Annotated in this window: 27 protein-coding genes and 1 pseudogene; 15 read left to right on the top strand and 13 right to left on the bottom strand. The window is 73.6% G+C overall.

Features of this window, described 5'->3' with window-relative positions:
• The first annotated feature begins 25 nt into the window (after positions 1-25).
• Together ACYQ77_RS36290 and ACYQ77_RS36285 are read left to right on the top strand one after the other, a co-directional pair.
• Entirely contained in the window at positions 26-889 is an 864-nt protein-coding gene (locus tag ACYQ77_RS36290; protein WP_459719923.1) for an NAD(+)/NADH kinase, read from the top strand.
• 112 nt (positions 890-1,001) lie between these two features.
• Complete coding sequence (locus ACYQ77_RS36285; RefSeq protein ID WP_459719920.1) at positions 1,002-2,402, top strand: hypothetical protein; 1,401 nt, start codon at positions 1,002-1,004, stop codon at positions 2,400-2,402.
• Between the two features lie 113 nt (positions 2,403-2,515).
• On the opposite strand, the gene ACYQ77_RS36280 is transcribed toward ACYQ77_RS36285, so the two are convergent.
• The 11 genes and pseudogenes from ACYQ77_RS36280 to ACYQ77_RS36230 form a co-directional block, all read right to left on the bottom strand.
• Positions 2,516-3,874, bottom strand: coding sequence for a hypothetical protein (locus ACYQ77_RS36280; RefSeq protein WP_459719917.1), 1,359 nt, complete (start codon positions 3,872-3,874; stop codon positions 2,516-2,518).
• Between the two features lie 78 nt (positions 3,875-3,952).
• Positions 3,953-4,381, bottom strand: coding sequence for a DUF7144 family membrane protein (locus ACYQ77_RS36275; protein ID WP_459719914.1), 429 nt, complete (start codon positions 4,379-4,381; stop codon positions 3,953-3,955).
• The gene (locus ACYQ77_RS36270; RefSeq protein WP_459719911.1) at positions 4,378-5,751 is read right to left on the bottom strand and encodes a M20/M25/M40 family metallo-hydrolase; all 1,374 of its coding nucleotides are present in this window, start codon (positions 5,749-5,751) and stop codon (positions 4,378-4,380) included. The genes ACYQ77_RS36275 and ACYQ77_RS36270 overlap by 4 nt, the downstream gene beginning before the upstream one ends.
• Entirely contained in the window at positions 5,744-6,172 is a 429-nt protein-coding gene (locus ACYQ77_RS36265; protein ID WP_459719909.1) for a hypothetical protein, read from the bottom strand. Before ACYQ77_RS36265 ends, ACYQ77_RS36270 begins: the two co-directional genes overlap by 8 nt.
• Positions 6,169-7,599: an APC family permease gene (locus ACYQ77_RS36260; protein ID WP_459719906.1), complete on the bottom strand. Its 1,431-nt coding sequence runs from the start codon at positions 7,597-7,599 to the stop codon at positions 6,169-6,171. Before ACYQ77_RS36260 ends, ACYQ77_RS36265 begins: the two co-directional genes overlap by 4 nt.
• A 3-nt stretch (positions 7,600-7,602) precedes the next feature.
• Positions 7,603-8,937, bottom strand: a complete 1,335-nt coding sequence (locus ACYQ77_RS36255) for an APC family permease (RefSeq protein WP_459719903.1) — start codon at positions 8,935-8,937, stop codon at positions 7,603-7,605.
• Positions 8,934-10,009, bottom strand: a pseudogene (locus tag ACYQ77_RS36250) (M24 family metallopeptidase). Before ACYQ77_RS36250 ends, ACYQ77_RS36255 begins: the two are co-directional and overlap by 4 nt.
• Before the next feature lie 102 nt (positions 10,010-10,111).
• Positions 10,112-10,600, bottom strand: a complete 489-nt coding sequence (locus tag ACYQ77_RS36245; protein WP_459719900.1) for a DUF6292 family protein — start codon at positions 10,598-10,600, stop codon at positions 10,112-10,114.
• Positions 10,597-11,109, bottom strand: coding sequence for a DUF1269 domain-containing protein (locus tag ACYQ77_RS36240; RefSeq protein WP_459719898.1), 513 nt, complete (start codon positions 11,107-11,109; stop codon positions 10,597-10,599). Before ACYQ77_RS36240 ends, ACYQ77_RS36245 begins: the two co-directional genes overlap by 4 nt.
• A 16-nt stretch (positions 11,110-11,125) precedes the next feature.
• Complete coding sequence (locus ACYQ77_RS36235) at positions 11,126-12,244, bottom strand: AI-2E family transporter (protein ID WP_459719895.1); 1,119 nt, start codon at positions 12,242-12,244, stop codon at positions 11,126-11,128.
• A 4-nt stretch (positions 12,245-12,248) separates the two neighbouring features.
• A complete protein-coding gene (locus ACYQ77_RS36230; protein ID WP_459719892.1) occupies positions 12,249-12,716 on the bottom strand; it encodes a DUF7144 family membrane protein in 468 nt (155 codons plus the stop codon).
• Between the two features lie 417 nt (positions 12,717-13,133).
• Here ACYQ77_RS36230 and ACYQ77_RS36225 point away from each other — a divergent pair, with 417 nt between their 5' ends.
• The 13 genes from ACYQ77_RS36225 to ACYQ77_RS36165 all read left to right on the top strand — a co-directional run bounded on the left by ACYQ77_RS36225 (position 13,134) and on the right by ACYQ77_RS36165 (position 25,159).
• Positions 13,134-13,364: a hypothetical protein gene (locus ACYQ77_RS36225; RefSeq protein ID WP_459719889.1), complete on the top strand. Its 231-nt coding sequence runs from the start codon at positions 13,134-13,136 to the stop codon at positions 13,362-13,364.
• Between the two features lie 169 nt (positions 13,365-13,533).
• Complete coding sequence (locus ACYQ77_RS36220; protein WP_459719886.1) at positions 13,534-16,146, top strand: LuxR C-terminal-related transcriptional regulator; 2,613 nt, start codon at positions 13,534-13,536, stop codon at positions 16,144-16,146.
• A 27-nt stretch (positions 16,147-16,173) separates the two neighbouring features.
• The gene (locus ACYQ77_RS36215) at positions 16,174-16,299 is read left to right on the top strand and encodes a hypothetical protein (RefSeq protein WP_459719883.1); all 126 of its coding nucleotides are present in this window, start codon (positions 16,174-16,176) and stop codon (positions 16,297-16,299) included.
• A complete protein-coding gene (locus ACYQ77_RS36210) occupies positions 16,296-16,739 on the top strand; it encodes a DUF6069 family protein (RefSeq protein WP_459719881.1) in 444 nt (147 codons plus the stop codon). Before ACYQ77_RS36215 ends, ACYQ77_RS36210 begins: the two co-directional genes overlap by 4 nt.
• Entirely contained in the window at positions 16,736-17,971 is a 1,236-nt protein-coding gene (locus ACYQ77_RS36205; RefSeq protein ID WP_459719878.1) for a threonine/serine exporter family protein, read from the top strand. The genes ACYQ77_RS36210 and ACYQ77_RS36205 overlap by 4 nt, the downstream gene beginning before the upstream one ends.
• Before the next feature lie 92 nt (positions 17,972-18,063).
• Positions 18,064-18,615, top strand: a complete 552-nt coding sequence (locus ACYQ77_RS36200) for a DUF308 domain-containing protein (protein WP_459719876.1) — start codon at positions 18,064-18,066, stop codon at positions 18,613-18,615.
• 96 nt (positions 18,616-18,711) lie between these two features.
• The gene (locus tag ACYQ77_RS36195) at positions 18,712-20,862 is read left to right on the top strand and encodes a helix-turn-helix domain-containing protein (protein ID WP_459719874.1); all 2,151 of its coding nucleotides are present in this window, start codon (positions 18,712-18,714) and stop codon (positions 20,860-20,862) included.
• Positions 20,863-20,942: 80 nt separating this feature from the next.
• A complete protein-coding gene (locus ACYQ77_RS36190; protein ID WP_459719872.1) occupies positions 20,943-22,046 on the top strand; it encodes a WXG100 family type VII secretion target in 1,104 nt (367 codons plus the stop codon).
• Positions 22,033-22,371, top strand: a complete 339-nt coding sequence (locus tag ACYQ77_RS36185; RefSeq protein WP_459719870.1) for a hypothetical protein — start codon at positions 22,033-22,035, stop codon at positions 22,369-22,371. The genes ACYQ77_RS36190 and ACYQ77_RS36185 overlap by 14 nt, the downstream gene beginning before the upstream one ends.
• Positions 22,368-23,102 (top strand): ESX secretion-associated protein EspG, encoded by a 735-nt coding sequence (locus tag ACYQ77_RS36180; protein WP_459719867.1) that lies wholly within the window; start codon positions 22,368-22,370, stop codon positions 23,100-23,102. Before ACYQ77_RS36185 ends, ACYQ77_RS36180 begins: the two co-directional genes overlap by 4 nt.
• Positions 23,092-23,490 carry a YbaB/EbfC family nucleoid-associated protein gene (locus ACYQ77_RS36175; protein WP_459719865.1) on the top strand — a complete coding sequence of 133 codons (399 nt, stop codon included), beginning with the start codon at positions 23,092-23,094 and terminating at the stop codon, positions 23,488-23,490. The genes ACYQ77_RS36180 and ACYQ77_RS36175 overlap by 11 nt, the downstream gene beginning before the upstream one ends.
• Positions 23,487-23,789, top strand: coding sequence for a WXG100 family type VII secretion target (locus ACYQ77_RS36170; protein ID WP_459719862.1), 303 nt, complete (start codon positions 23,487-23,489; stop codon positions 23,787-23,789). Before ACYQ77_RS36175 ends, ACYQ77_RS36170 begins: the two co-directional genes overlap by 4 nt.
• Positions 23,789-25,159: a WXG100 family type VII secretion target gene (locus ACYQ77_RS36165; protein WP_459719859.1), complete on the top strand. Its 1,371-nt coding sequence runs from the start codon at positions 23,789-23,791 to the stop codon at positions 25,157-25,159. Before ACYQ77_RS36170 ends, ACYQ77_RS36165 begins: the two co-directional genes overlap by 1 nt.
• 8 nt (positions 25,160-25,167) lie before the next feature.
• On the opposite strand, the gene ACYQ77_RS36160 is transcribed toward ACYQ77_RS36165, so the two are convergent.
• Together ACYQ77_RS36160 and ACYQ77_RS36155 are read right to left on the bottom strand one after the other, a co-directional pair.
• Entirely contained in the window at positions 25,168-25,743 is a 576-nt protein-coding gene (locus tag ACYQ77_RS36160) for a copper resistance CopC family protein (protein ID WP_459719858.1), read from the bottom strand.
• Positions 25,744-25,770: 27 nt separating this feature from the next.
• Positions 25,771-26,487, bottom strand: coding sequence for a zf-HC2 domain-containing protein (locus ACYQ77_RS36155; RefSeq protein ID WP_459719855.1), 717 nt, complete (start codon positions 26,485-26,487; stop codon positions 25,771-25,773).
• Between the last annotated feature and the right edge of the window lie 8 nt (positions 26,488-26,495).

Raw genomic sequence — 26,495 nt, 5'->3', positions numbered from 1 at the left:
ATGACGACCTTCGGGGAACGGTGACATGCACGCGGCCGGACTGGTGTTGCACCCGCGGCGGGACTCCGCGGCGGCGGTCGAGGCGATCCTGGGATGGGCGGCGAACCGGGGGATCGAGATCCTCGGGGTCGCCGACGAGGTGGTGCGGCTCGACTGCGCTGCCGTGGCGGTGAGCGCGGCCGAGCTGGCGAGCCGTTCGGATCTGCTGGTCAGCCTCGGCGGCGACGGCACGATGCTGCGTGCGATGCGGCTGGCCGACGGGCAGCGCGCCCCCGTGCTCGGGGTGAACCTCGGCAAGCTCGGCTTCCTCGCCGAGGTGGACGTGCCCGACCTGCCCGCGGCGCTGTCGGCCATCGACGACCACCAGTTCACCGTCGAGCCGCGGCTGGCCGTCGACGCGTGGCTCGGTGACCGGACAGTCACCGCCTTCAACGACGTCGCGGTGGTGCGGGTGCCCGGCGACGGCAGCGCGGTCGTGGCCGTGCGGGTGGCCGGGCAGGAGTTCGTCAGCTACGCGGCCGACGCCGTCATCGTCGCGACCCCGACCGGGTCGACCGCCTACAGCTTCTCGGCGGGCGGCCCGATCACGAGCCCGGCCGTCGAGGCGCTGCTGGTCACCCCGGCGGCGCCGCACTCCGCGTACAGCCGGGGCGTGGTGCTGTCGGTGCACGACGCGGTGGAGCTGGAGATGCTGCCGACCAGCGGGCGGCTCGCGGTCGAGGTCGACGGCGAGGTCGCGGGCTACGTGGGTCCCGGCGACCGCATCGAGCTGCGTGCCCGGCCGAGTGCCGCGCGGGTCGTGCGCCTCGGCATGACGACGTTCTACCAGCGGGCCCGCCGCAAGCTCGGCCTGACCGACTCCCCGGAGATCCCGGTGCGGCCGGCCTGACCGGTCACTGCTCGCCCGACAGCAGGCAGGGGGAACCCGGCAGACGGCCGATGCCCACGACGGTCGGTTCCGACTAAGTTGGGTGGGCTGGATCACGACGTCGGGGGTTGTGGTGACGGGTTTACGAGTGCTGATGCTCGCACTGGTGCTGGCGGCGGGATCGGTGGCGTGGCCGGGGTCGAGCGCGGCGGCTGAGGTGTGGAGCCTCACCACCGCGCAGCGGCAGGCCTACCTGGCGCACTACGCGCCGGTGATCCTCAAGCGCGGGGACGAGAACAACGGGCGCGAGGGCAGCGACTGGCTGTCCAACTACGACTTCGACCGGGACGGGAACTTCAGCGACAACCGCGTGGAGTGGCGCACGGTCGGGCAGTACGCGACGGCGGGCGCCAACCCCCACTGGCGGATCCGGCCCACCCTGTACACGGCGCTGATCGAGTACACCGAGGCCGGGGCGAAGAACCTCGTGCTGCTGTACCACGTGTACAACGCCGCCGACAAGGACTTCACCGAGATCCACGACTGGGAACGGATCGAGATCGTCCTGCGCGGGGTCACCGGCAACCCGGGCACGGGGGAGACCGTCGGGCACGTGACCGTCACGAGCCACAAGGACCACGTGATGCGGCGCGGCACCGACAGCGCCGTGAACTTCATGCCCACCGCGACCGGGAAGCACCTGCTGCTGTGGCAGGCCGACCACAGCGACTTCGACCTGCCGAACATCAACCCGCACGCCCACGAGCTGCGGTTCGCGACCACGCCGTGGAGCACGATCGCCGCGCGGATGGCGGGCACGAGCAAGGCCGAGACCGACATCAACAACGACAACGAGAAGAACGTGCACTACGCGTTCGTGCCGGAGACCTCGGCGGCCGCGGTCGCGACGTGGCGGGCCCAGCCCGTCACGGCGGCGACGGCGAACGCCTTGGCCAGCAAGGTGGACAACGGGACCGGCGTGCCGTGGCAGGCGGTCAAGCGGATCACGTACGAACTGCAGGACCTCGCCGACGTCGTGCCGACCCACTGGCAGCACGCGAACTGGCAGGCGCACTGGCTCGCCGACAAGAGCAGCGACGTGCTGCTGGAGAGCCCGGTGACGGCGGAGGACGGTACGGCCGTCGTCAGTGCCGGGTTGCAGCGCTTCTACACGGCGTCCCGGGACAGCGGCGCGTCCGACCTCACCGACGGCCGCGAGGGGGTGCTGTCCAAGAACTGGTTCTACGGCGCCTACTCCGGTGAGGAGAACGCCGACGAGATCTCGGGGTCGGACGACTTCGGCGGCTACGAGGGCGTCGGGCTCGACAGCGCGGGCCGCAGCCGCGGCGTGGCGAGCGGCGACCTCGCGTCGCACAACGCCTACTGGCGCCAGCACGACTTCTTCGTGCACACGGGCATCGTCGACAGCGCCGACCACCGCGAGTCCGGCGTCTGGCTCACGGGCACCTGGTACACGGCGGCGGCAGGCGGCTTCGACGGCCGGTGGACCCAGCTCTTCGACGACCGCGTGTGAGCCGCGCCGCCGGCGCTCACCGTGTGGTCAACCGCTCGTCGGGGAGCGCCCCCGGCCGGCGATCGTGGCCGTGAGCCGCCCCGGCCCCACGACGGGGCGGCTCACGGCGGGTCTCAGTGGCGTGGCCAGGAGGCGGGCAGGCCGTACCGCGTGCGGGTGACCGTGTCCTCGAGGCCGGTGAACTCCTCGAGCGGGCGGAAGACGTCCGTGGTGAGGTCGGTGTCGGTGTCGTCGGCGGTGCCGCCGACGCGGTCCGGGCCCGCGCCGAAGAAGTCGGCGACGTACGGGCCGCCGCCCGCGTCCATCAGGTTCAGCGTCGTGTTCGTGTTGTCGGTGTGCCAGCTGCCGACGTAGTGCCCGATCTCGTGCGACACGACGTTGCCGATGGCGCGGCCGACGAACGCCACGCGGTCGCTCGCCGCCGTCAGGTACGTGTTGAGCGACACCGGCGGCCCGGCGGGCTGGGCGAGGAAGTCCTGCAGCACCAGCGCGGACTCCTCGTGCGCGAAGTTGCCGGGGTCGATGGACTCCGAGATCCCGACGGTCGCGAACCCCGCCTCCTCGGTGGTGCCGCCGACGACGACCCGGCTGACGTTCCGCCTGCCGAAGAGGTCCGGGTGGTCCAGCGAGTTCAGCACCAGCAGCCGGGCGTGCGGCACGTCCTCGGCCAGGTTCTCCCGCACGGTGCGCACGATCCGGCGGACCACGGCCGGTTCGTCCGCCGCGGTCAGGCCCCACTGGCCGAGGAACGCCGAGAACGGGCTCAGCGTGCGCACCCCGGGGTTGGGCTCGATCTCGAACCTCGCCATGTCGACCATGGCGCCGTCGAAGTCGAGGAAGACCACCTGCGGCAACGGTTCCCGCTCCAACGGCGGCCGGTGCGCCTGGAACACCACCTCGTAGTCGCCGTCGCCGTCCGCGACCGCCAGGTAGTGCGTGCCGCCGACGGCCGCGACGTGGTCGGCGACCGCGTTGCCGCCCCTGGGCAGCGGCGAGGACTCGGGGTACAGGCTCGTGAAGTCCTGCGCCGAGCCCTGCAGCTGCGTGCCGGCGGGGTCGAAGATCGTGAGGCGGTGGCCCGCTCCGGTGACCTTGGCCGCGAAGACGTCGCCCGCGCGCAGCTCGAACCGGTAGACGTCCACGTCACCGGTGTCCGCCGACGGCGACAGCCGACCCAGGACGCGTGTGCGCGCGGCCACCCGCTCGGCCTGCGCGAGGGTGTCGTTGCGGCCGAGCGTGCCCGCCGGTTCCGCCTCGCGCACCACCGGCACCGAACTGTCCACTGTGGATCCGCGGTTCGCGGACCCGGCCGCCATCCTGGCCTGCCACGCCGCGACGTCCGCCGGGGCCGTGTCGGGCAGCCACGACAGGTACGGGTTGGGGCCGGCGAGCGGCACGGGCGCGGCGACGGCGGGCGACGGGACGAGGGACGCGCCGAGCGCGGCGGCGGCGAGGAGGGGGACGACACGCATGGGGAGAACGTCCCATCGGCCCGGGGCAGGGGCAATGGGACGTTCGGCCCACGCGGGTTCCCCCGGGTGGCCCCGGAATCAGACCCCGCCCTTCGGGCGCCACGCGGCCAGCGCCCAGATCACCGCGACGTCGAGCCCGATGATCACCAGCGACCAGACCGGGTACCAGGGGATGAACACGAAGTTGGCGATGAGGCTGAGCACCACCAGCACCATGCCGGCGATCCGGCCCCACGTGCGGCCGTTGAGGATCGCGCCGCCGGTGGCCACGACCAGCAGGCCCAGCACGAGGTGGCCCCAGCCCCAGCCGGTCAGGTCCAGGGCGTACACGTAGTCCGGGGTGCTGATGTAGAGGTCGTCGTTGAACAGCGCGGCGATGCCGGCGAGCGCGTGCCACACGCCGGCGACCACGAGCATGACGCCCGCGAACGTCACCAGCCCGCCCGCCCAGTTCGAGGGGGCGTCGTCGGTGACGAGGCCGTGCGTGTCCTTCGCGTGCGTGGTCATCGTGGGGCTCCTCGGTCTGCGATTCGGCGCTTGGCCGGGTAGTGGCGCAGGAACAGCGCCTCGGTCAGTGCGATGCCCGCGATCTCGGCGGGGTCGACGCTCTCGTTCGGCGCGTGGATCAGCGCGCGCGGCTCCTCGACGCCCATCAGGATGATCTCGGCGCCGGGGTGTGCCCGGGCGAGTTCGGTCGCGAGCGGGATCGAGCCGCCCTGGCCCAGCGTGGTCGGCGCGACGCCGTACGCCTCCTGCATGGCCTCGGCGATCGCGTGGTACGCCGGGCCGTCGACCGGGGCGCGGAAGGGTGCGCCGCGTGCCTCGACCTCGACCCGGACGTGCGCACCCCACGGCGCCGCGGCGTGCAGGTGGTCGACCAGCGTCGTCTCCGCGTCGTCGAGGTCCATGTCCGGCGGCACCCGCAGGTTGAGCCGTGCCGATGCCCTCGGGGCGATGGCGGCCGACGAGCCGAGCACCGGCGGGCAGTCGATGCCGAGGATGGTCACCGCGGGGCGGGCCCACAGGACGTCGGCGACCTCGCCGTCGCCGAGGAGGGCGACCCCGGGCAGCACACCGGCGTCGGCGCGGAACCGGTCGGCGGGGTAGGGCTCGCCGAACCACGTCCGGTCGCCGTCCATGCCGGCGATCCGCGTGTTGCCGTCGGCGTCGCGCAGGGTGGCGAGGATCGCGACGAGTGCGGCGAGCGCGTCCGGCGCGGGCCCGCCGTACATGCCGGAGTGGACCTCGGACTCGAGCGTCTCCACCGTCACCACCAGGTTCACCATGCCACGCAGGCTCACGGTGAGTCCCGGCCTGCCGACGGCGGCGTTCCCGGTGTCGCACAGGAGGATCGCGTCCGCGCGCAGGTCCTCCGGGCGCTGCCGGAGGTGGTCCGCCAGCCCGCCCGTGCCCTGCTCCTCCGAGCCCTCCACGACCAGCTTGAGGTTGACGGGGACGTCGCTCCCCAGCGCACGCAGCGCGGTGAGGTGGGCGACGATGTTCCCCTTGCAGTCGGCGGCGCCCCTGCCGTACCAGCGACCGTCCACTTCGGTCAACTCGAACGGCGGCGTGCGCCACGCCGCCTCGTCGACGGGCGGCTGCACGTCGTAGTGGGCGTACAACAGCACGGTGGGCGCGTCCGGGTCCCCGCACGGCCGTGCCCCGAGCACCGCGAGGCTCCCGTCGGTGGTCGGGACGAGGCGGACGTCGGTGAACCCGACGGCGACGAACGCGTCCAGCACCCACGTCGCGGCGCGTGCGCACTCCTCGGCGGGGAACTGCCGTGCGTCGGCCACCGACCGCATGGCCACGAGCTCCGCCAGGTCGTCGCGTGCGCTCGGCAGCAAGGCGGCGATCCGGTCCCGCAGTTCACTCATCGGTCAGCTCCGCGGTGCGCAGGTCGTCGACGAACTCCTGGAACTCGGACAGCTCGCCGGGGCAGTAGATCGCGATGATCGCCAGTTCGCCCTGGACGAGCTCGCTGTCGGCGAGCACGGGCCTGGTGCCCGGTCCGCCCGCGCCGTTCGTCATGCCGCCCAGCTGTGCGGCGCGGTTGAGGGCCCCGCTCGGGTCGGCGCACACCCGGCCGCCGTCGGTGCCCAGCACCCGGACGACCTGGTCGCGGTCCGGCGCGGTCGCGCCCAGTTCGACGAGTGCCGCGACGAGCCGGTCCGCCTTCGCCTGCGCGTCCCGGGTTTCCCGCGCGCCGCGCCACGTCACCACCCCGACGGCGGCGAGGACCACGAGCAGTGCGCCGACGACGCTGTAGAGGATGATCCGTTCGCGCTTCCCGGTCACGACGCCACCTCCGGCTGCCGCCACGACGGTTTCCTGAACCGGTAGAACAGGTACGGCACCACCAGGCCGAGCCCGAGCGCGCCGCCCGCGACGACGAGGACGTACACCCCCGCGTTGCCGGAGCCGAACTGCGACGGCGGGATGAACCCGACCAGCAGCGCGGCGAGCGACGCGGCGAAGCCGACCCCGCACAGCCCCACCAGCATCGGGGCGCGGTAGCCGCGCGGGTGGCCGGGTTCCTTGCGCCGCAACCGCACCGCGGCCACGAACATGAGCAGGTACATGATCAGGTACACCTGGGTGGTGATCACCGAGAAGATCCAGTAGGTGCTGGAGACGTCCGGGATGAACGCGTACAGCAGCGCGATCACCGTGGTCAGCGCGCCCTGCGCGACGAGGATGTTCTGCTGCACGCCCTGCTTGTTGCGCCGCTGCAGCCACGGCGGCAGGTAGCCCTCCTCGCGCGAGATCAGCAGCAGCCCCTTGGACGGGCCCGCGAGCCAGGTCAGCATCCCGCCCAGCGACGCGGTGACCAGCATGACGCCGACCACCGGGGTCAGGATCTGCCAGCCGAACTGCGCGAACACGGCGTCGAACGCCTGCATGACACCGGCGGTCAGGGACAGCTCCTCGGCGGGCACCACCCAGCTGATCGCGAGCGCGGGCAGGATGAAGATCAGGAGCACGAGCCCGGTGGCGAAGAACATCGCCTTCGGGAACTGCCTGCCCGGCTCGCGCAGCGACGACACGTGCACCGCGTTCATCTCCATGCCCGAGTAGGACAGGAAGTTGTTCACGATGAGCACCAGGCTCGCCAGCCCGGCCCACGCGGGCAGCAGGTGACCGGCGTCCATCGGCGCCGCGGACACGTTGCCCTGCCCGAGGAACACGATGCCGAGGACCACCAGCACCACCCCGGGGACGAGCGTGCCGATGATCAGCCCGCCGCTCGCGAGGCCGGCGACGCCTTTGGTGCCCCGCGAGGAGATCCACACCCCGGACCAGTAGGCGACGACGATCACCGCGGCCGTCCAGAGGCCACTGGCGGCGAGGTCCGGGTTGAACACGTAGGCGAGGGTGCTCGCGACGTACCCGAGCAGGCTCGGGTAGTAGAAGATCGTCATCGCGAACTGGCACCAGACGGCGAGGAAACCGGCGGGCTTGGAGATGCCGCGGGCCACCCAGTTGTAGACGCCGCCGGACCAGCCGGAGGCGAGTTCGGCCGACACGAGCGACGTCGGCAGCAGGAACACGAGCGCGGGCAACAGGTACAGGAACACGCACGCGAGGCCGTAGACGGCCATCGTCGGCGCCGGCCGCAGGCTGGCCACCGAGCTGGTCGTCATCAGTGCGAGCGCGACCCAGGAGATCCATGCGGCGGCGGGCGCCTTCGGCCGGCCTACCGGTCGATCCGTGGACTGCGTCATGGCTCAAGCGTCCGATCCGGCCGCCGCGCCGGGCTTCGCCCGCCGGGTGTGAGATCGTCTGCGCCGCACCACCGACCACACGACGTCCAGGACCACGGCCAGGCCGAGGATCCCGACCATCGCGGAGAACGTCCGCGGGGCCGTCCGCGCCGTGTCGGCGACGAAGACCGCCAGCACGGCGAGCGTGACGACGATGGCGGCCACGAGCACCCACGGCCGCGCACCGATCTCGGCCCGCACCCGGAAGGCGGCGGTGGCCGTGACGAGGAAGATCGCCAGCGCGACCACGCTGCCGAGCGACGCGATGGCGGTGAGGTCGGCCAGGTTGGCCAGCACCAGGATCGCGGCCACCGAGATCACGAGACCCCGGGTGCCGCCGACGCGGGCCAGCCTGCCGAACACCGGCGGGAACAGCCCCGCCCGCGCGAGCTGCGCGGTGGAGCCGGTCGCCGCGTAGATGTTCGCGTTGACCGACGACGAGGTGGACAGCATCGCGGCGACCGCGATCATCACGACGCCGGCGTCGCCGAGCGCGGGCCGGGCGGCCTCGGCGAGCGCCGTGTCGCCGTTCTCGACGACCTGGTCCACGGTCAGCGTGCCGAAGACGCCCGTGGCGACCAGGATGTAGAGCCCGGTGGTGATGCCGAGCGCGAGGAACATCGCCTTCGGCAGGTTCCTCGCCGGGTTCGGCAGGTCGCCGCCGGTGAACGTGACGACCGTGAACCCGAGGTAGGCGAAGAAGGTCAGCGCCACGCTCGACACCACGTCCGAGGCGGGCGGGTAGGTGGACGGCGCGAGCAGGCCGGGGTCGAGCCGGGGCAGCGTCACCGCGAGGAACACCGCGAACACCGCCATGAGGACGAGCACGATCGCGGTCTGGAACCGGTCGATGAACCGCGCGCCCGCGATGTTGATCGTCGCGACCACGAGGATCACCGCGGACGTCAGCACCTTGGCCCAGACGGCGCTGCCGCCGAAGAACAGGTCGGTGCCGTAGTGCCCGAACGAGACCGCGACCATCGCGGTCACGATGAGCGCCGCGAAGTACAGCAGCCACGACGTGACCGCCGTGACGTGTCCCCGCCCGTGCCCCTGGATCAGGAACGTGACGATGCCGCCGGAGGACGGGTACCGGGCGCCGAGCTTGGCCACCGCGTACCCCTGCAGCGCGGCGACCAGCCCGGCGAGCAGGAACGACAGCCACACCGCCGAACCCGCGACCGCCCCCGCCTCCCCGAGCAGCGCGAAGATCCCCGCGCCCACCATCGACCCGACGCCGAGGAACGCCGCGCCCCGGACCGTCATCGCCCGCTTGCCGGCCCCGGCCTCGGTGCTCACGCCACCACCCGCAGCGCGCGGTCGGTGTTGTTGAGCCTGCGCCCGCCGTGGGCGGTGACCGTGACGATGTCCTCGATCCGGACGCCGAACCGGCCGGGCAGGTAGATCCCCGGTTCGATCGAGAAGCACATCCCCGGTTCGAGCACCTGCTCCTCGCCCGCGACGAGGTACGGCGGCTCGTGCGTCGTGACCCCGATGCCGTGCCCGGTGCGGTGGATGAACGCCGCCGCGTACCCGGCCTCGGTGACGACGTCCCGCGCGACCCGGTCGATCTCCGCGCACGTGACGCCGGGCCGCACGGCCTCGAACGCGGCCTGCTGCGCGGTGCGCACGACCTCGTGCACACGGGACAGTTCCGGTGCCGGCTCGCCGACGCTCACCGTGCGCGTGGTGTCCGACCCGTACCCGAGGAGGAGACCGCCGAAGTCCAGCACGACCGCGTCCCCCGGCCGATGACCCGGTCGCCCGCCTCGTGGTGCGGACGGGCGCCGTTCGGCCCGGAGCCGACCACGGTGAAGTCGACCCGTTCGTGGCCGAACTCGCGGAGCAGCCGGGCGAGGTCGGCGGCGACCTCGTACTCCCGGCGCCCCGCGAACGGCATGCGGACGATCTCGGTGTAGGTGGCGTCGGCCGCCGCGCCCGCCGCGGTGAGCCGGTACAGCTCGGCCTCGTCCTTCACCGCCCGCAACATGGGCAGGCAGTCGCTCAGCCCCCGGTAGGTGGTGCCCGGCAGCGCCCGCTGGAGACCGAGCAGGTGGCTCGCCCACGCCCCGTCGGAGACGCCGAACGTCCCGTCCGGTCTGAGGAAGGCGCTCGCCGTCCGGTACGGGTCGGTCGTGTCGTCCCAGTCGGCCACCCCGGCGCCGGTCGTGCAGATCGCCGCCTCGGCGTCGGGGCGTTCCAGCGTCGGCACGAGCAGGGTGGGGCGGACCCCGGGGGTCAGCACGAGCAATGTGAGCCGTTCGGTGATCGCCGTCGGTTCGTACCCGGTGAGCCAGACCAGATCCGGTCCGGGTGCCACGAGCACACCGTCCAGTCCGGCCGCCTCGGCCGCCCGGGTGGTGCGTGCCATCCTGGCGGCGTAGTCGTCGGCGGTGAACGGCCGGGGCGGCCACTTCCGCGCCAGGTTCCGCGTGTCGGTCGATGTCGTCGTTGTCGGTTCCACGACCGAAAGCTAGGCACGGCCGGGCCACGACGTGATCACCCCGCGGAGGTGAACGCGGCGCGGGTAGCGGCGTTCGCGGTGCACGACGTGCGGCAGCGCGTACCCGGCGAGCCGCGCGACGAGATCGCGGTCGTCGGCGGCCGACCGCCGCGGCGGTGGCTGCGTCTGGCCGGTGAACTCGTCGTGGAACATGCCCGCGCTGAACGCCGCCACCGCGCCGGGTGCGGGGAGCGGGTCGTCACCGAGGAAACGCAGCAGGGTCCGGCACCCCCGCGACCGCGCGGTGAGGAACATCGTCCAGCCCTCGCTCGCGTTCCAGCCGAGCGCGACCTGCCGGTCGGGGCACCAGTGCAGCCGGTCGTGCAGCGTGAGGTGCGCGTCGACCGGGTGCGTCCACTCCACCACGGACCGGTCGGCGTTGCGGCCGAGCGCGGTGGCCACGAGCCGGACGTAGCGCCGCAGCCCGCGGACGGGTGCGCTCCGGCAGTCCAGTGTCACGGCCTGGTCTCCGCGTCCTGTTCCTCCGCGAACACCGCGCGCAGCGCCTCTTCCTGGTCCGTGGACAGGTTGGTGAACAACAGCTCCGGTTCCTCGCCGTCCGCGAACACCTCGCGCACCTTGTCGACCACCGCGTCGGAGGTCAGCAGGAACAAGGCGGACGTGCCCCGCGTGAGCCGGTCGCGGACGCGGCGGATGAGGTCGTCGTCGATGCCGACGTCGGTGAGCGCGCCACCCGCCGCCCCGGCCGCCGCGCCGACGGCCGCGCCGAGGAGCGGCATGAAGAAGATGAGGCCGAACAGCATGCCCCAGAACGCGCCGGAGAGCGCGCCGCGTCCCGCGAGACCGCTCAGCTGGCGCAGCTTCGGCCGCCTGACGTCGTGCGGCCACCACACCACCGCCGCGTCGTGGACGGTGACGAGCTGGTTCCTGGCGAGGGACTCCACGCGGTTCGCCGCGTGCCGCGCGCCGTCGGGGGTGTCGAACCGCCAGATGGTCAACGTCGCCATGGTCCATCCCTTTCGTTCAGTTGCCTGGGACGCCATCGCATCCGGCCGCGCCCGCGGTGCGCTTCACCCGCCAGGGATGGGACCGGCGGCGCGGCCGGTCGGGTGCGCGCAGCATCGCCGCCGCCCACCTGGCCCTCGGGTCGACGTCCACGAGGACGGCCATCACGAGCAACGTCGCGGGCACGGCGAGCAGCGCGCCGAGCGGACCGAGCACCCACGCCCAGAACACCAGCGACACGAACGTGAGGACCGTCGACAGGCCGACGGCGTCGCCGACGTACCGCGGCTGGACGAGCGACTGCAACACGAAGTTGACGACGCTGTACACGACGAGCACCGCGAGCGTCCGCTCCCACCCGCCGATGAGCAGCGCCAGCACCGCGGGCGGCCCCACCCCGAGCAGGAACCCGATGTTCGGGATGTAGTTCGTCACGAACGACAACAGTCCCCACAGCACGGCGAGGGGAATGCCCAGCAACAGCAGGGCGAACGTGTCGAGCACCGCCACGACGAACCCGAAGACCGTTGTCACCACGAGGAAACGGCGGGTCTTGCCCGCGAACCCGTCGAGCGCGCGGCGGACCTGCGGCCGTTCCCGGCCGACGGCGCCGAGCCGGACGTCGATGCCGCCGGTCTCCGCGCTGAAGAAGAACAGCAGCGCCAGCAGGAACACCAGGCTCGTGGCGACCGAGGTGAGGCCGCCGAGCAGCGAGCCGACGGACGACAGCACCCGGCCGGGGTCGACCGAGCGGGCCAGCTCACCGATCCGTTCCGGGCCTGCGCCCCACGCCGCCAGCGTGTCCGCCGCGCGCGTCGCCAGCGCCCGCGTGCGCTCGGTGTACTCGGGCAGCAGCGCGGCCAGCCGCGCCAGGGACAGCACGACCACGAGTGCGAAGACGAGTAACACGCCGTAGACGGTCGTGACGAGGGTGGCGGTCGCGAGCCAGCCGGGGAAACCGTGCCGCCGCAACCACCTGTGGACCGGGCTGACCGCGATCACGACGACGAGCGCGAGCAGGGTGGGCGCGACGAGCCACGCGGCCGCCCGCAGACCCGCCACGACGACGACCGCGGCGGCCGTGCCGAGGAGGATCGCGAGCCCGCGTGGCACCACCGGGACCTTCGCCGGGAGCACGGCGTCACCGGTCGCCGGCCGTGTCGCCGTGGCGGACGACCGCCCAGATCACGACCACGCACAGGGTGATCACCACCGCGGACCACACGGGGTAGACCGTCACCCAGGCGACCTGCGCGACGGCGGTGATGACGACGACCACCACCGTCACCGGCCGCGCCCAGCGGGCACCGGTGAGCAGCGCGGCTCCGGTGAGCGCGACGAGCCCGCCGACCGCGATGTGCAGCCATCCCCACGCGGTGAAGTCCAAGGTCAGCACCTGTGCGGGGGCGACGACGTAGAACTCGTCGGCGAGCACGTTCGCGAGCCCCTTGGTGGCGTTGAGCGCGCCCGTCATCACCATCAGGACGCCCGCGAACGCGAGCCACCCGGTCCACGCGCTCGTGCGCGTGCGGACGTCCGCGTCCGGGCCGGGTTCGAGCCAGTCGGTCACGGGGACCGTCGGCCGGTCGAGACGTGGGTGCTCGCTCATCGGATTCCTTTCCGCCGGTGGTTCACGTCCGGGTAACGGTCACACCGGCGCGGCGTGCGCCACCTCGCCCGCGACGGGCGAGGTGGCGCACGATTCGTAATCCGCTCGCCGGCGTGGAATGGTGGTTGGATGCCCGGTGCCGGGGAATCCCGGCGGACGGCGAACCGCATTGGCCGGGGGCAATGTACGCTGTGCCACCGCGGCACTGTCCGGATCGACGAGTTCGGTTGATTTGACGCCCGACGGGAGCGCGCAATCGTGACCGTGACATCTTCTCGTGATATGGCACCCGGCGAGTGTGAGCCGTTGTCGGGGCCATTCACCCGGAGGGGAGGAAGAGCCGTCCTCCGCCCGTCGCGCAGTATGGCTCCGTCCGGCGTGGCGACAGGTCACGCCGCTGGTGGAGGTGGGTGCCGCATGGGGAGTTCGCGGGGTCGCAACCGGGTCGGAATGGCGCTCGCGGGGGTGGCGCTATCGCTCGCCGTCTCGGCGCACGACGCGGGTGACGAGGGCGCCGCCGACGGGGTCGTCGCGGGCCGGATAGCGGCGGATATTTTCCTCGCGGAAAGCGTCGGTGGATTTCGCAACATCGTGCGCCTGATATTTCTGGTGGCGGCGTCCGACAGTTCTCGCGCAGGGGAGGGATAGCCGGGATGTGCACGCCGTTTTTGTTTTCTGTTCGACTGGTCGGGGTGTTGACGCATGAAGGTCTTACTGTTCGACGACAGGGAGAATGATGCGACCGAATGGGGCCGGTACTTCTGATGACACGGCCGATACCGCGCAACCGGGGGAGGCGAGGACGGGGGACCGGCTCGTGCCGGTCGCCGCGACCAAGGTGCGCGTCCCCGCCACCGCGCCGAACGTCCTCGTCCGCGAGCGGCTCCACCTGCTGCTCGACGCCGCCGTCGCGGCGACCGAGGTCGGGCCGTCGGTGACGCTGGTGTGCGCGCCCGCGGGCGCGGGCAAGACCACGATGCTCGCAACCTGGGCGCGCCAACGGGTTTCCCGCACCGCGACCCGCGTCGCGTGGGTCTCGGTGGACACAGAGGACGATGACCCGGAACGGTTCTGGTCCGCCGTCTGCCAGGCGCTGGCGTCCACAGGGGTCTGGGGCGGGCGCGAGCCGGCGCCGACCGCGGACGACCCGTACCCGAGGGTGCTCACCGCGCTCGTCGAGGCGCTGGAACAGGCGTCCGAGCCCGTCGTGCTGGTCCTCGACGGCGTGCACGACCTGCGGTCGGACACCACGTTGCGAACGGTGAATTTCTTACTGCGCCACGCACCGTGCCTGTTGCCCGTGGTCCTCGTCGCCCGATTTCCGCCACCGTTGATTCTTCCCCGGCTCCGGCTCGAGGGACGGTTGCGCGAGATCGGTCCCGGTGATCTCGTCTTCACCCCGACCGAGGCACACCTGCTGTACGTCCGGGAAGGCGTGGAACTCTCCGGAAAAGAACTCGGTCTGTTGATGGAACGGACCGAGGGGTGGGCGGCCGGGCTGCGCCTGGCCGCGCTCACGATGGGTGAGGCCGGGTCGGCGGGCGAGCGCATCACCGCGTTCGGCGGGGACGAGCACGTGGTCGCCGACTACCTCATCGCCGAGGTGGTCGCGCGGCAGCCGGGCGAGGTCCAGGAGTTCATGTTCGCCACGTGCGTCTGCCCCACGTTCACCACGCAGCTCGCCGCGGAGCTGTCCGGGCAGGAGAACGCGGGCCAGATCATCGACTGGCTGGAACGGTCCGGTGTGGTGGTGTCCCGGCGGGACGGGGAGGGCAGGTCCTACCGCTACCACCCGCTCCTGCGCGGCTACCTGCGTGCGGAGCTCGGCCGGCGGGAGATGTCGGCGCTGCGCGATCGGCACCGGACCGTGGCCGGGTGGTACCTCGGCACGGGGGACGAGCTGCGTGCGATCGAGCACTCGGCCGCCTCCGGTGACGACGACCTCGTCACGCGGCTGGTGGCGAAGTTCGGGCTGGCGCAGGTGCTCGACGGGCAGGCGCGCAGGCTGCGGCGCGTGCTCGACTCGGTCCGGCCGCACATCCTCGCCAGACCGTCGGTCGCGCTCGTCGCCGCCGCCACGGCGCTCGACCTCGGGGACGTGCCGGTGGTCGACCGCTTCCTGCGCAGCGTCGACAACGCCGCGCACCCGTTGCGCACGCAACGGCTGCGCGCGCTGCACGCGACCGTGCACCTGCAGCGGAACCGGCTGGACGGCGAGGTGGCCGACGCGCTCGCCGCGCTGCGCGCCACGCGGGCCGGGCAGACCGGGGACGTCGACGTCGACCTGCTCGCGCTCGTCAACCGCGGTGTGGCGGCGGCGTGGCTGGGCAGGCACCGGGCGGCCGTGCTGGACCTGCGCCGGGCGTTGACCCTCGCGGAGACCGAGGGGCGCGACGGGGTCCGGTTGCAATGTGAGACCCACCTCGCGGCCCTCGCCGGCGCGGAGGGTGACCTGGCCGGGATGGGTGTCCGCGCCAGGGCGGCGCTCGCGGTCGCGGAACGCAGGGAGTGGGCGGGCACGTCCCGGTGCGCCTACGCCTACACGCTGCTGGGGATCGAGGCCTACGAACGGCTCGAGATCGACCGGGCGCGGAAGTTCGCCGCGGTGGCGGCGGAACTGGCGGACGGGCCCGTCGACCCGACGATCGAGTTGCTGTCCCGCACGCTCGACGCGGTGGTGGACTTCGAGGACGCCGCGAACCCGCACGAGGTCGTCGTGGGACTGCGCAACCACTGGCAGCGGCTCAGCGGCCGGGCGGTCCCGCCGGTGCTGATCGCCTACACCGCCCCGATCCACCAGCGGATGGCGCTGCTCGTCGGCGAGTGGCTGTGGGCGGCCGAGGTGCTGGACAACGTGCGGGAACTGCTGGGGGAGAGCGGCGAGAGCGTGCTGCTGCGTGCGATCCTCCACGCGCACAAGGGAAAGGTCGGGCCGACCCGGCGGCTGCTGAAACCGGTGCTCGACGGCGAGGTGCGGACGTTCTCGCCCGCGACGACCGTGCACGCCTGGCTGCTGGAGGCACACCTCGCCGACCGGTGCGAGGAGGACCGCCGCGCGCACGAGGCGCTCACCGAGGCGCTGGGGCGGTCCGCCCCGCACAGCGCCATGCGGGTGTTCCGCGACGCCGGGCAGTCGGTGCGCGCGTTGCTCGCCGGTGGCGCGGGCCGGTTCGGCAGGCTCGACGCGTTCGCCGCCGAGGTGCTGTCGCGGCTGCCGTCGTCCGTGCCGGACCCGACGGACGGGTTGACCGAGCGGGAACAGGCCCTGCTCGCCGAGCTGCCGTCGATGCGCACGGCGGAGGAGATCGCGCACACGATGTTCGTCTCGGTCAACACGGTGAAGACCCACCTGCGCGGCATCTACCGCAAGCTCGGCGTGAGCCACCGCCGCGACGCGATCACCGTCGCCCGCAGGCGCGGGTTGCTGTGAGGCGCCCCCCGGAGAGAGGAGAAGGCCATGGTGCTCGTCATCGTCGTCATCGCGGTGGTCATGATCGGCCCGCTGCTGCTCGAACGCCTCGAACGCGCGTTGCCGCCGCCACGCGGCACCGCGAGACCCCCGGCGGACGGGGAGCCGGCATGACCGGTCCGCCGCCGTCGACGGCCCGGCTGGACGCGGGCAGGCTGTGGGCGGGCGGGCTCGCCACCGCGCTCGTCGCCGCGCTCGTCGCGGTCACCGGCATCGTGATCGCGCGCGGACTGCTGGACGTCGCCGTGCTCGCGCCGCGGGGCGACGGCGTGTGGGGCGGCGCCGGCACGGTGACCTACGCGCTCGCCGCGGCCGCTGTCGCGGTCGTCGCCACCGCGCTGCTGCAGGTGCTGGCCCTGACCACACCGCGGTACGGGCGCTTCTTCACGTGGATCATGGCACTCGCCACGGCGATCGCCACCGCGGTGCCGCTCGGCCTCGCCACCGGGTTCGCGAGCCGGGCCGCGACCGCCGTGCTCAACCTCGTCATCGGCATCGCGGTCACGAGCACGCTCACCGCCGTCGCCCGCGCCGCGGTGCGGCGCCCGGTGTGAACGGCCGGGCGGACGGCGAGCTGTACGCGTTCGTGCTCGAGGCGGGCCGGGCGCTGAGCCTCGCGGGGGCGGCGGTCGGCGAGACGCAGGAGCGGATGACGCGGATCGCGGTCGCGGCGGGGGCCGCCGGGGTCCGGGTCATCGTCCTGCCCACCGCGCTGGTGATCGCGCTCGACGCCGCGGGCCCGGCGACGATCGAGTCGGTGCCGCAGCTCACCGGCGCGCTGCGGCTGGACCAGATCTCGGTGGTCTACGAGGTGGTCGGGCAGGCGGAGCGCGGTGCGGTCGCGCCAGCGGACGGGCTGCGCAGGCTGCACGAGATGCGCACGCTGCCGCCGCGGCGCGGGCGGGTCGCGGTCGTGGCCGGGCACGCGGTGATGACGGTCGGGCTGTGCCTGCTCCTGCGGCCGTCGCTGCGGGACGTGGTGCTCGCCGCCGGTCTCGGCGCGCTGGTCGGCGGGTTGCGGCTGGCCGTGCCGGGCCACCGGACGGTCAGCGTGCTGATCCCGGTCGTGGCCGCGGCGGTGGCCGGGTTCGTGGCGTTCGCGGCCGTGCGGCACGGGTTCGCCGACCCCGGGCTGCGCCCGCTCGTCGCGGCGCTGGTCGCGTTCCTGCCGGGCGGCGTGCTGGTCACCGGCACGATGGAGCTGGCGTCCGGGGAGATGGTCGCGGGGGCGGGACGGCTCGTGTACGGCGCCTTCCAGCTGCTCCTGCTGACCGCGGGGATCGTCGCGGGTGCGGCGCTCGCGGGGCTGCCCGGCGACGCCGTGCCACGCGACGAACCCGGCGACGTCCTCGGCTGGTGGGCGCCGACGCTGGGGGTCGTCTTGTTCGGTGTGGCCGTGTCCGTCTACTTCTCCGCGCCACGCGGCGCGCTGCCGTGGCTCATGGCGGTCCTGTGCACCGCGTGGCTCGGGCAGCTCGCCGGCGAGTGGCTGCTCGGGCCCAACGGCAGCGGTTTCGTCGGCGCGCTCGCCATGACGCCGGTCGCGCTCGCCGTGTCCCGCCTCCCCGCCGGGCCGCCTGCCCAGGTGACGTTCCTGCCCGCGTTCTGGCTGCTCGCGCCGGGCGCCGTGGGGCTGATCGGCGTGACGGAGGCGGTCACCGACCCCGCGGCGTCCGCCGTGGCGCAGCTCGTGCCGCCGCTCGCGGCGATCCTCGCGATCGCGCTGGGCGTCCTGTGCGGCACCGCTGTCCACAGCGGACTCGCGGGTGCGCGGCGCGGCTCCTGAGCGCGACTCACCCGGCACGGGCGAGGTGCCGGCCGTGGGGGTACCGGATCGTCGGATCCGCCCCGATGTCGTTGTCGTGGAAGGAAAAGCGGATGATCCTGAACGGGCACACGCGCGCCAAGGTGGTCATCTCGACGCGCCCGTCGCACGGCTGGCGGGTCGGTCTCGGTCTCTTCACCTCGGTCACCGGCCTGCTGATCCTCATGTGGCCACGCGCGGCGGTGGCCACGGTGGCCGTCATCGTCGGCGTGCACCTGGTCGTCGCCGGGGTCGTCCGCGCGGTCACCGCGCTGCGGCGGGACGGCGGCGTGCGGACGCTCTACCTGGTCCTCGGCCTGCTGCTGGTGGTGGCGGGACTGCTGTGCCTGCGGTCGCCCTTCCACGCGACCGCCGTCCTCGTCGTGCTCTTCGGGGTGGCGTGGCTGGTGAACGGCGGCATCGAGCTGTTCCACGGCGTGTCCGGTGCCGGGGGCTGGACGTCCGCGTCGGGTGCGGTCAGCTTCGCGTGCGGTGTCGTCGTGCTCGCCTACCCGGCGCCGACCGCGCACGCGATGATCGGGCTCTTCGGGCTGTCCCTCGTCGCGATCGGGTTGATGACGTTCGTCGGTGGCGCCGCCGACGTCCGGACAAGCGGTTTCCGGTGAGGTGTCCGCGAGCGGGCGGAAACTCTGGAAATTCTGGAAACGACGACCACCCCGAGACGCCCATGACGCCCCACCGTGGTCGTTACGGTGCGAGGTGTGACGAGCCAGTTCAGCGTGATGCTGCGGGAGTTCCGACGGCAGACGGCGTTGACGCAGGAGGTCCTGGCCGAACGCGCGGGCCTCGCGGTGCGCACCATCCGCAGGCTGGAGAAGGGGGAGAGCGCCAACCCCCAGCTGGACACGGTCCGGCTGCTCGCCGACGCGCTCAGCCTCACACCCGACGACCGGGCGCGGATGCTCGCCGTCGCCGAGGGCGGGGACCTGCCCGCCGAGCACGCGCACCGGCCGGAGTCGGCGTTCCACCGGCGGCTCGCGGAGGCCGCCGACGACCTCGCGCACGCCGTCGGGGCGCGCTGGGTCCGGGAGGAGGAGCTGCGCCGCGTCCAGGACCCGTTCCCGCTGCCGGTCGGCTGGGAGGTGGCGCCCGACGACGTGATGGACCACTGGGCGAACATCCGCCGCGTGCTGCCGGGCGAGTCCGCGGCACCGCTGGACCTCGGCGGCCGCCTCCCCGAGATCGCCGAGGTCTACCGGCGGATCCCGTCCGGGCGGCTGGTCGTGCTGGGGCGGGCCGGGTCCGGCAAGTCGGTGCTCGCCGCGCGGTTCGTGCTCGACATGCTGCGGACCCGCGAGCACGGTGACCCGGTGCCGGTGGTGTTCGACGTCGGGGCGTGGAACCCCGCCACCACGGGGTTCCGCGACTGGCTGGCCGCCCAGCTGGTGCGCGACCACCCCGGGCTGGCGGCGGGCGCGGGGACCCTCGCGACCGACCTCGTCGAGGCCGGCCGCGTCCTCCCGGTGCTGGACGGCTTCGACGAGCTCGCCACCGGGCTGCACCGGACGGCGCTCGACGCGCTCAACGCCACCACCATGCCGATGGTGCTGACCAGCCGTCCCGGTGAGTACGCGCGGGTCGCCGTCGCCGACGCGCTGACCGCCGCCGCGGCCGTCCGGCTCGTCGACCTCACCGTGGGCGACCTCGTCGACTACCTGCCCCGCACCAAGGGCGCCACCGCGTGGGACCCGGTCCTCGCCGAGCTGCGTGAGCACCCCGGCCGGCCCGCGTGCGTCAACCTCCGGGCCGTGCTCACCACCCCGCTGATGGTGGGCCTCGCCCGCGCCGTCTACAGCGGGCCCGTCGGGCGCGACCCGTCCGAGCTGCTGGACGCCGACCGGTTCGGCAGCCAGTACGCGCTCGAGGACCACCTGCTCGGCAGCTTCATCCCCACGGTCTACCGGGACCGGGACCCCGGCCGGGTGCGGGGCTGGCTCGGGTACCTCGCACGGCACGCGAACCGCCTCGGCACACCGGACATCGCGTGGTGGCGGCTGGGCGCCACGATGAGCAGGCTGTCGCGCACGCTCGTCGTCGGGCTGCTGTCCGGGCTGGTCATCGGTCTGCTCACCAGCGTCACGATCGGGCTCGTCGACCTGCTGTCCGGCGGGAACGGCCTGGTCGGGCTCACCGCGGGCGCAGGCAACTGGCTCGGGTTCGGGCTGGCGCTCGGCGCCGCGCACGGCGCCGGGCTCACGTTCGGCGGCGGCGCGTTCGAACCGTCGCGGGTCCGGCTGCGTGCCCGCGGCGGCGCCCGGCAGCTGCGGACGAGGTTCGCCCCGCGGTTCGGGGTCGGGGTGGTCGGCGGCGCCGGGCTCGGGGTGGTGCTGGGGCTCGCGGCCGAGGCGGGGCTCGACCCGATGGGCCTCGTCGGGTTCGGCTTCCTCGGCGCGCTCGCGACCGGGACGGGACTCGGTGCGGTGATCGGGTTCGGGTGGGGGCTGACCGCCGGTCTCGAGGCGCCGGTGGACATCCGGTCCGTGGTGAGCCCCGCCGGCCTGCTGCGCACCAACCGGGCGACCGTCGTGTTCGCCTTCCTCGCGTGGGGGCTCGTCCTCGGGCTCACCCACCTGTTCGTGATCACGTTCGCGGCCGGGCGGGTCGACCCGCGCGCCGTCGCGCTCGACCTCGTGCTCGGCCCGGTGATCGGGCTCGCGATCGGCACCAGCCTGACCGCGTGGGGCCAGTGGCTGGTGTTCGCGCGCGTGTGGCTGCCGCTCACCGGGCGGCTGCCCTGGGACGTCGCCGACTTCCTCGACGACGCCTGCCGCCGCGGGGTGCTGCGCCAGGTCGGCGCGGTCTACCAGTTCCGGCACGCCCGCCTCCAGGCGCACCTCGCGAACGTGCCCTGACCTGCGGTTTTCCCGACCGGACACAGATGGCCGGTGCCAGGTCCTGGTCCGGGCGCCGGTCCGGCGCCACGGTCGGTGACGTGTTCGAAACTGTCGAGGACCTGACGAGCGCGGTCACCTCGGTACTCAGTCCGGACGGGCCGCTCGGCACCCTGGCGCTGGCCGTGACCGACGCGCTGGACAGCGTGTGGGCGGAGTTCTTCGGTGCGCCGACCCCGCCGGGCGGCACGAACTGGAACGCCTACACCCACGAGCAGCTGTACCGGATGCTGTGGGAGGACGCGGACGTCGGCGAGGTGAGCACGGTCGCCGCCGAGTGGGGCAGGCACAGCACCGCGCTGACCGGTTACGCGGACGCGCTGCGCCGCGAGGCGGACGGGCTGCGGGCGAACTGGCAGGGCCAGGCGGCGGACCTGGCCGCGGACCGGCTCGCCGAGCTGTCCGACCGGATCTGGAACGCGGGCGCCCGCGCGGGCACGGTCCAGAAGGCGGCCGCGGACGCCGGTGACGCGCTGGCCGTCGCACGCAACACCATGCCGCCCCCGCCGCCGGACCCCATGACGCTCGCGACGAGCGCGGTCGGCGCCGGGCCACTGCACCCGATCCAGGCGATCCTGGTCGGCGGCGCCCGGATCTTCACCGCCGACGCCGTCGCGGGCGCGTCCAAGGCCGAGGCGGTGCGGGTGATGCAGCAGTACGAGTCGAGCCTGCACAACAGCAGCCGCCAGGTCGTGCCCACCCGGCCGGGCGCCACCACCTCGCGGCAGTACGCGGTGGACGGGAAGAAGGGCGCCGCGCAGGACGGCGGCGCGACGACCAGCGCGGCGAGCCTGTCGGCGGGCGGGCTGTCCGCGGGTGGCGGCACCGGCGGGGTGCCGTGGTCGCGGCTGGTCGGCGGCGCCACCCCGGGCCCCGGCGGGCTCGTCGGCGGCGGGCCGCCGCCCGTGCAGGGCGTCCTCGCCGCCGAGAGCGCCGCGTTGTCCGAGGCGGCGAAGCGCGCGATGGGGCCGGGCGGGTTCTTCGCGCCCGCGTCCGCGGCGCGGCCGGGCGACGAGGAGCACGACAAGCGTCACGAGACCCGGCTGCCCAACGTGGACAACGGGTTGTTCGCGGTGGACGAGCGGACCAGCGCCCCGGTGATCGGGGCCGTGACCGAGAGGGAGAACGACATTGGCTTCCAGTAAGTCGCACGGGTTCGAGGTCCTGACCGACGAGCTGACCGGGCAGGTCCGCACGCTCACCGACATCGGCGACCAGACGAACGGCCTCGTCGCCACGGCGGGGCGGCTGGCCGAGCGCAGACCACCGCTCGGCACCGCGCCACCCGCGCTGCACCTGGCGGCGCGGCTGCGCGAGGCAGCCGGACCGGCCGGGCTCACCGGCGAGGTCAGCGCCGCCGACGGCGAGCTCGCCAGCTACCACCGCGCGCTGCGGGACACCGTGGACCGCTACCGGGACGGCGACGCCGAGATCGCGTGGCGGCTCACCGACGAGGGAACGCTGGGATGACCGCCGCGCCCGTGCTCGACGGGGTCGGTTTCGGCCTGGTCGAACTGGACCTGCTCGCCACGCACGCGGGCACGCCGTTCCCGTTCCCGTTGCGGGTGCCGGAGTTCGGCCGGATCCCCGGGGAGCGGGAGGTGCTGTTCGCCGCGGCCGGCGTGACGCTGCGGGCGCGTGGCCTGGCGGGGGAACGCGGCCCGCTCGGCATCGCCGCCGAGGTGGTCACGGCGTTGCGCGAGTACCGGGGCACGGTCGACCTCGTGCTGACCGGGCCGGACGGGGCGGTCGGTGTCGTGGCCATGGTCTACCGGTCGTGGGCACTGGTCTGCCACCAGCCCCTCACCGGCGACGACGCCGCGAACGGGGTGCGGATCCGCCGCGTCGCGCAGAACGCGCTGGCCGGGGAGCTGGCCGCGCTGGTGCCCGAGGCCGACCCCGCCGTGCTCATGCCGATCACGCTCCCGCCGGGCGGCGACGACCCGAAGGTGCTCGCGGAGCTGGAGGTGGTCGTCCCCGAGCTGACCGGCACCGGGCAGCTCGGCGGGAGCCGCCGCGACCACCGCGGCACCACCAGGTGCGACACCGAACTGTCGTGGTTGGACGGTCCACGTGGGCGCGTGCGCGTGCACCGCGCGGACGACGGGTGGATCAGCGTCAACTCGTTGCGGCAGAACGAGCTGCGCTTCGCACTCCACGACGTGGCCATGATCGCCAGAAGGGAACACGATGGATCCTGAAGAGTGGCTCGCGCAGTACGACAAGCGGCTCACCGAGATCGCGACCCGCGCCAAGGAGGCCGGTGCGCGCCTGGGGCAGGTCGGCAGCACCGCGTCCTCGCCGCGCGGTGAGGTGGCGGTGCGGGTCAGCGCCAGCGGCACGCTCGAGGACCTCCGGCTCACCCCGGCGGCCCGCACGCTCGAGGCCGACGACCTCGCGCGGCTGATCCTCGAGACCACGCGGAAGGCGCGGCACGCGGTCAGTGCCCAGATCGCCGGGATCTCCACCAGGTACTTCGGCGACACCCCCGCGCTGGACGTGATCAAGCAGTACCTGCCCGCCGGGGTGCCGGCGACCAGGGACCCCGATGACGACGACTACTTCGCGAACCCGGAGATCACGCAATGACCGACTTCGACGTCGACGCAGGACAGCTCCACGGGCACGCGGGCAACGTCGGCGACATCGCCGAGGCGCTGTCCGCCATCGGCGGGCGGCTGCCGAGCGGCCTCGCCGACCTCGCGCTCGGGCTGTTCGCCCGGTTCCTGTCCACCGGCCTGCAGGGCGCCATGACCCAGGTCGCCAACTCGGTCACCGGCACGTCGTCCTCGGTGGCCGAGCTGAGCACCGGCCTCACCAGGACGGCGGCGGGCTACGAGAACACCGACGGCGACAACGCCACCATCCTCAACCGGGAGTACCCCTGATGACCGACACGAACACCGCGCAGATGGTCGTCGACCTGAAGGCGACCGACGACGCCGTGCAGGCCAAGGGCTGGGTGGCGCCCGGGCTCGGTGTGCCGGGCGCACCGCTCGGCCTGCTGGAGGCGACGCTCAACCCGCTGTCCGGGCTGGCCGCCGCCGGTCTCGGCTGGTTCATGCCGCTCGTGTCGTTCCTCGGTGACGGGCTCACCCAGCTGCAGGGCGGCAACTCCGCCTCGGTCGCGTCGGGGTCGCAGGACTTCGGCGCCGCGGGGCAGGACATCGGCGGTGTCGCCGACGCATACCGGGCGTCGGCGAACACGCAGACCTCCGGGTGGTCCGGCGCCGCCGCGACGGAGTACCGGGACGCGGCCGCGCAGCACGCGGACGGCATCGCGGGCCTCGGCCAGGGCAGCACCACGGTGGCGAGCGCGATCGTCGGCGCCGGCCAGGTCGTGGCGCAGGCCATCGCGGAGGTCACCGAGCTGATCGCCGAGGCGGTCGCGCAGATCGTGCCGATCATGACCCAGGCCATCGCGCGGGCCGGGGAGACCTTCGGGCAGAGCGTCGTGGAGGCGATCCCGCCGTGCGTGGGCATCGCCGTCGAGTACGCGCTGCGGATCGCCGCGAAGCTCGCCGCGCTGCTGGCCAGCGGCGAGAACCTGATGAAGCTGGTGCAGGGCGGCATGGCCATCGTCGACCTGATCAACCAGGCGCTGTCGGGCATCAGCAGGCAGAGCGTGGCCGCCCAGGCGTCGGGCGAGGGCGGTGCGGGCGGCGGTCAGGGCGGCGCGGACCGGATGAGCGGCCAGGAGTTCGCCGACACGATGGCGGCGGCCGATCCCGGCAGTGCGGCACCGTCCGGCTCGCCCACGTCTTCGTCGTCCGGCGGTTCGGCGTCCCCCGGCGCCATGCCCGGCTACCGCGACCCGGGCTCCGCCGCAGGTTCGGCCGGGCTGCCGTACCCGTCGACGCGGTCGTCGGGCGCGGTCCCGTCGATGCCGTCCATCCCGTCGGTCCACAGTGGTGCGCCGGATTCGGCCCGCCTGTCCGGTCACGGCGGGGGAGTTCCCGGCGGCGGCTTCGGCGGCGGTGGCGTGCAGACCGGTGGTGTCGCGCCGGGTCTGCCGTCGGGGGCGGGCGTCGCGGGCGGGCGTGGTGGCGACACCACCCGCCAGACGGGCAGGGCGCAGGTGGTCCGGGGGTCCGGTGGCGGCACGCCGGCCGCGATGCCGATGGGGGCCATGGGCGCCGCGCACCCCGCCGGCGACGGCGACAAGGAGCACCACCGCAAGTACGAGGTGGTCGAGGACCACGAGGAGGACTACGTGGTTCCGTCGGAGGTCGTCGCCCTCCGCGAGCTGGGTTCCTGACCGCCCGTTCAGGAACCGGTGCCGCGGGACCGCCCTGCCCGCGACACCACCACCACGACGGCGGCGAGGACCGCGACCGCGCCGAGGAGCCACACCCAGACCGGGACCCCGTCGTCCGGGTCGCTCGCGGGCGCGACGGCGGCGGACGTGGTGGCCGTCGTCGTCGGTGGTTGCTCCGTTGTCGTCGTCGTTGTCGTGGTGGCCTGCGGGGGCGCCGCCGCCGTGAGCGTGAACGAGACGCTGCCGGTGACGGCGTCCCCGTCGTGCGAGAGGACCTGGTAGATCAGCGTGTACCGGCCGGCGGGCCCGTTCGCCCGCACCGGCGCGGTGACCACGGCGCCGGCGACCACCGGCTGCCCGACCGTCCACGTCACGTTCCCCGGTCCGGTGACGACGACGGGGTCGTCGTCGAGGGACACCGGTTCGTTGAACGTCAGCTGGACCTGCTGGGGCGGGGCGGCGAGCGTCGCGTCCCGCACGGGGTCGCTGGCGATCAGCTCGGCGTGCGCGGCGGCCGGGGTCGCGGTGGCGAGCACCGCCGCCGCGCTGAGCAGGAACGCGGCTGCGAGTCGTCGTGGGTGCACTGGTTCCTCGGGGTTTCGTGGCCGTCGTCAGGCCGCGCGGTGGTGGCCGGCCGGGCGGAGGTGGGGACGGCCGGTGGGGGTCGCGACGTCGAGGTCGCTCGGCTCGACCGTGCCGTCGGCCCGGCCGTGCGCGGTGTCCGGCTGGGCGGCCCGGGCCGACTCCGGCGTGTGCGGGTGGTGCCGCCGGTCGACGATGATCATCAGGACGAGCCCCACCAGGAGCAGGCCGTGCCCGAGCACGCGGGTGACCGGCGCCGCGCCGGTGAGGAGATCATGCGCGGAGTAGGCGAAGAGGACGACGAGGAAACCGGCCAGCATGGGCACGAGCCCGGTCGTGGCCCGGGGCCGGAACGCGGCCCACAGCATGCCGATGCCGAGTGCGAGGTTCCACGCGGTGCTCTCGTTGAGCAGGTGCCCGGCGTGCGCGTGCGCGGTGCCTGCGCCGACGAGCTGGCTCAGCCCGAGCGCCACCTGCGCGACCGCGACGCACACCAGCGCGCCCCGGACACCCCAGCCCTGCTCGGGTTCGAACACGGGCGCGTCGGCGAGGATGGCGTGGGTCAGGTCGGGGACCGGCGCGGCGGGCCGCACCCGCACCAGCCGGTTCAGCTCCTCGGCGCGTCGCAGCCAGGCGTGGCACGCACCGCACCCGGCCAGGTGCGCGTCGACCTGCGCGGCCGGGACGGGCTCGGCCTCGCCGTCCAGTCTGGCCGACAGGGACTCGCGACACGTGAGGCACTCCACAGTCTCAT

Source organism: Actinophytocola sp. KF-1, from assembly GCF_054661535.1.
The sequence above is the reverse complement of the archived record's forward strand: the minus strand, read 5'-3'. Positions and strand labels throughout refer to the sequence as shown.

Excerpts from the sequence above, each read along its gene's own strand:
- ACYQ77_RS36290 (WP_459719923.1), top strand. The coding sequence starts at position 26 with ATGCACGCGGCCGGACTGGTGTTGCACCCGCGGCGGGACTCCGCGGCG.
- ACYQ77_RS36280 (WP_459719917.1), bottom strand. The coding sequence starts at position 3,874 with ATGCGTGTCGTCCCCCTCCTCGCCGCCGCCGCGCTCGGCGCGTCCCTC.
- ACYQ77_RS36275 (WP_459719914.1), bottom strand. The coding sequence starts at position 4,381 with ATGACCACGCACGCGAAGGACACGCACGGCCTCGTCACCGACGACGCC.
- ACYQ77_RS36270 (WP_459719911.1), bottom strand. The coding sequence starts at position 5,751 with ATGAGTGAACTGCGGGACCGGATCGCCGCCTTGCTGCCGAGCGCACGC.
- ACYQ77_RS36260 (WP_459719906.1), bottom strand. The coding sequence starts at position 7,599 with ATGACGCAGTCCACGGATCGACCGGTAGGCCGGCCGAAGGCGCCCGCC.
- ACYQ77_RS36240 (WP_459719898.1), bottom strand. The coding sequence starts at position 11,109 with ATGGCGACGTTGACCATCTGGCGGTTCGACACCCCCGACGGCGCGCGG.
- ACYQ77_RS36230 (WP_459719892.1), bottom strand. The coding sequence starts at position 12,716 with ATGAGCGAGCACCCACGTCTCGACCGGCCGACGGTCCCCGTGACCGAC.
- ACYQ77_RS36225 (WP_459719889.1), top strand. The coding sequence starts at position 13,134 with ATGGGGAGTTCGCGGGGTCGCAACCGGGTCGGAATGGCGCTCGCGGGG.
- ACYQ77_RS36215 (WP_459719883.1), top strand. The coding sequence starts at position 16,174 with ATGGTGCTCGTCATCGTCGTCATCGCGGTGGTCATGATCGGCCCGCTG.
- ACYQ77_RS36210 (WP_459719881.1), top strand. The coding sequence starts at position 16,296 with ATGACCGGTCCGCCGCCGTCGACGGCCCGGCTGGACGCGGGCAGGCTG.
- ACYQ77_RS36200 (WP_459719876.1), top strand. The coding sequence starts at position 18,064 with ATGATCCTGAACGGGCACACGCGCGCCAAGGTGGTCATCTCGACGCGC.
- ACYQ77_RS36180 (WP_459719867.1), top strand. The coding sequence starts at position 22,368 with ATGACCGCCGCGCCCGTGCTCGACGGGGTCGGTTTCGGCCTGGTCGAA.
- ACYQ77_RS36175 (WP_459719865.1), top strand. The coding sequence starts at position 23,092 with ATGGATCCTGAAGAGTGGCTCGCGCAGTACGACAAGCGGCTCACCGAG.
- ACYQ77_RS36170 (WP_459719862.1), top strand. The coding sequence starts at position 23,487 with ATGACCGACTTCGACGTCGACGCAGGACAGCTCCACGGGCACGCGGGC.
- ACYQ77_RS36165 (WP_459719859.1), top strand. The coding sequence starts at position 23,789 with ATGACCGACACGAACACCGCGCAGATGGTCGTCGACCTGAAGGCGACC.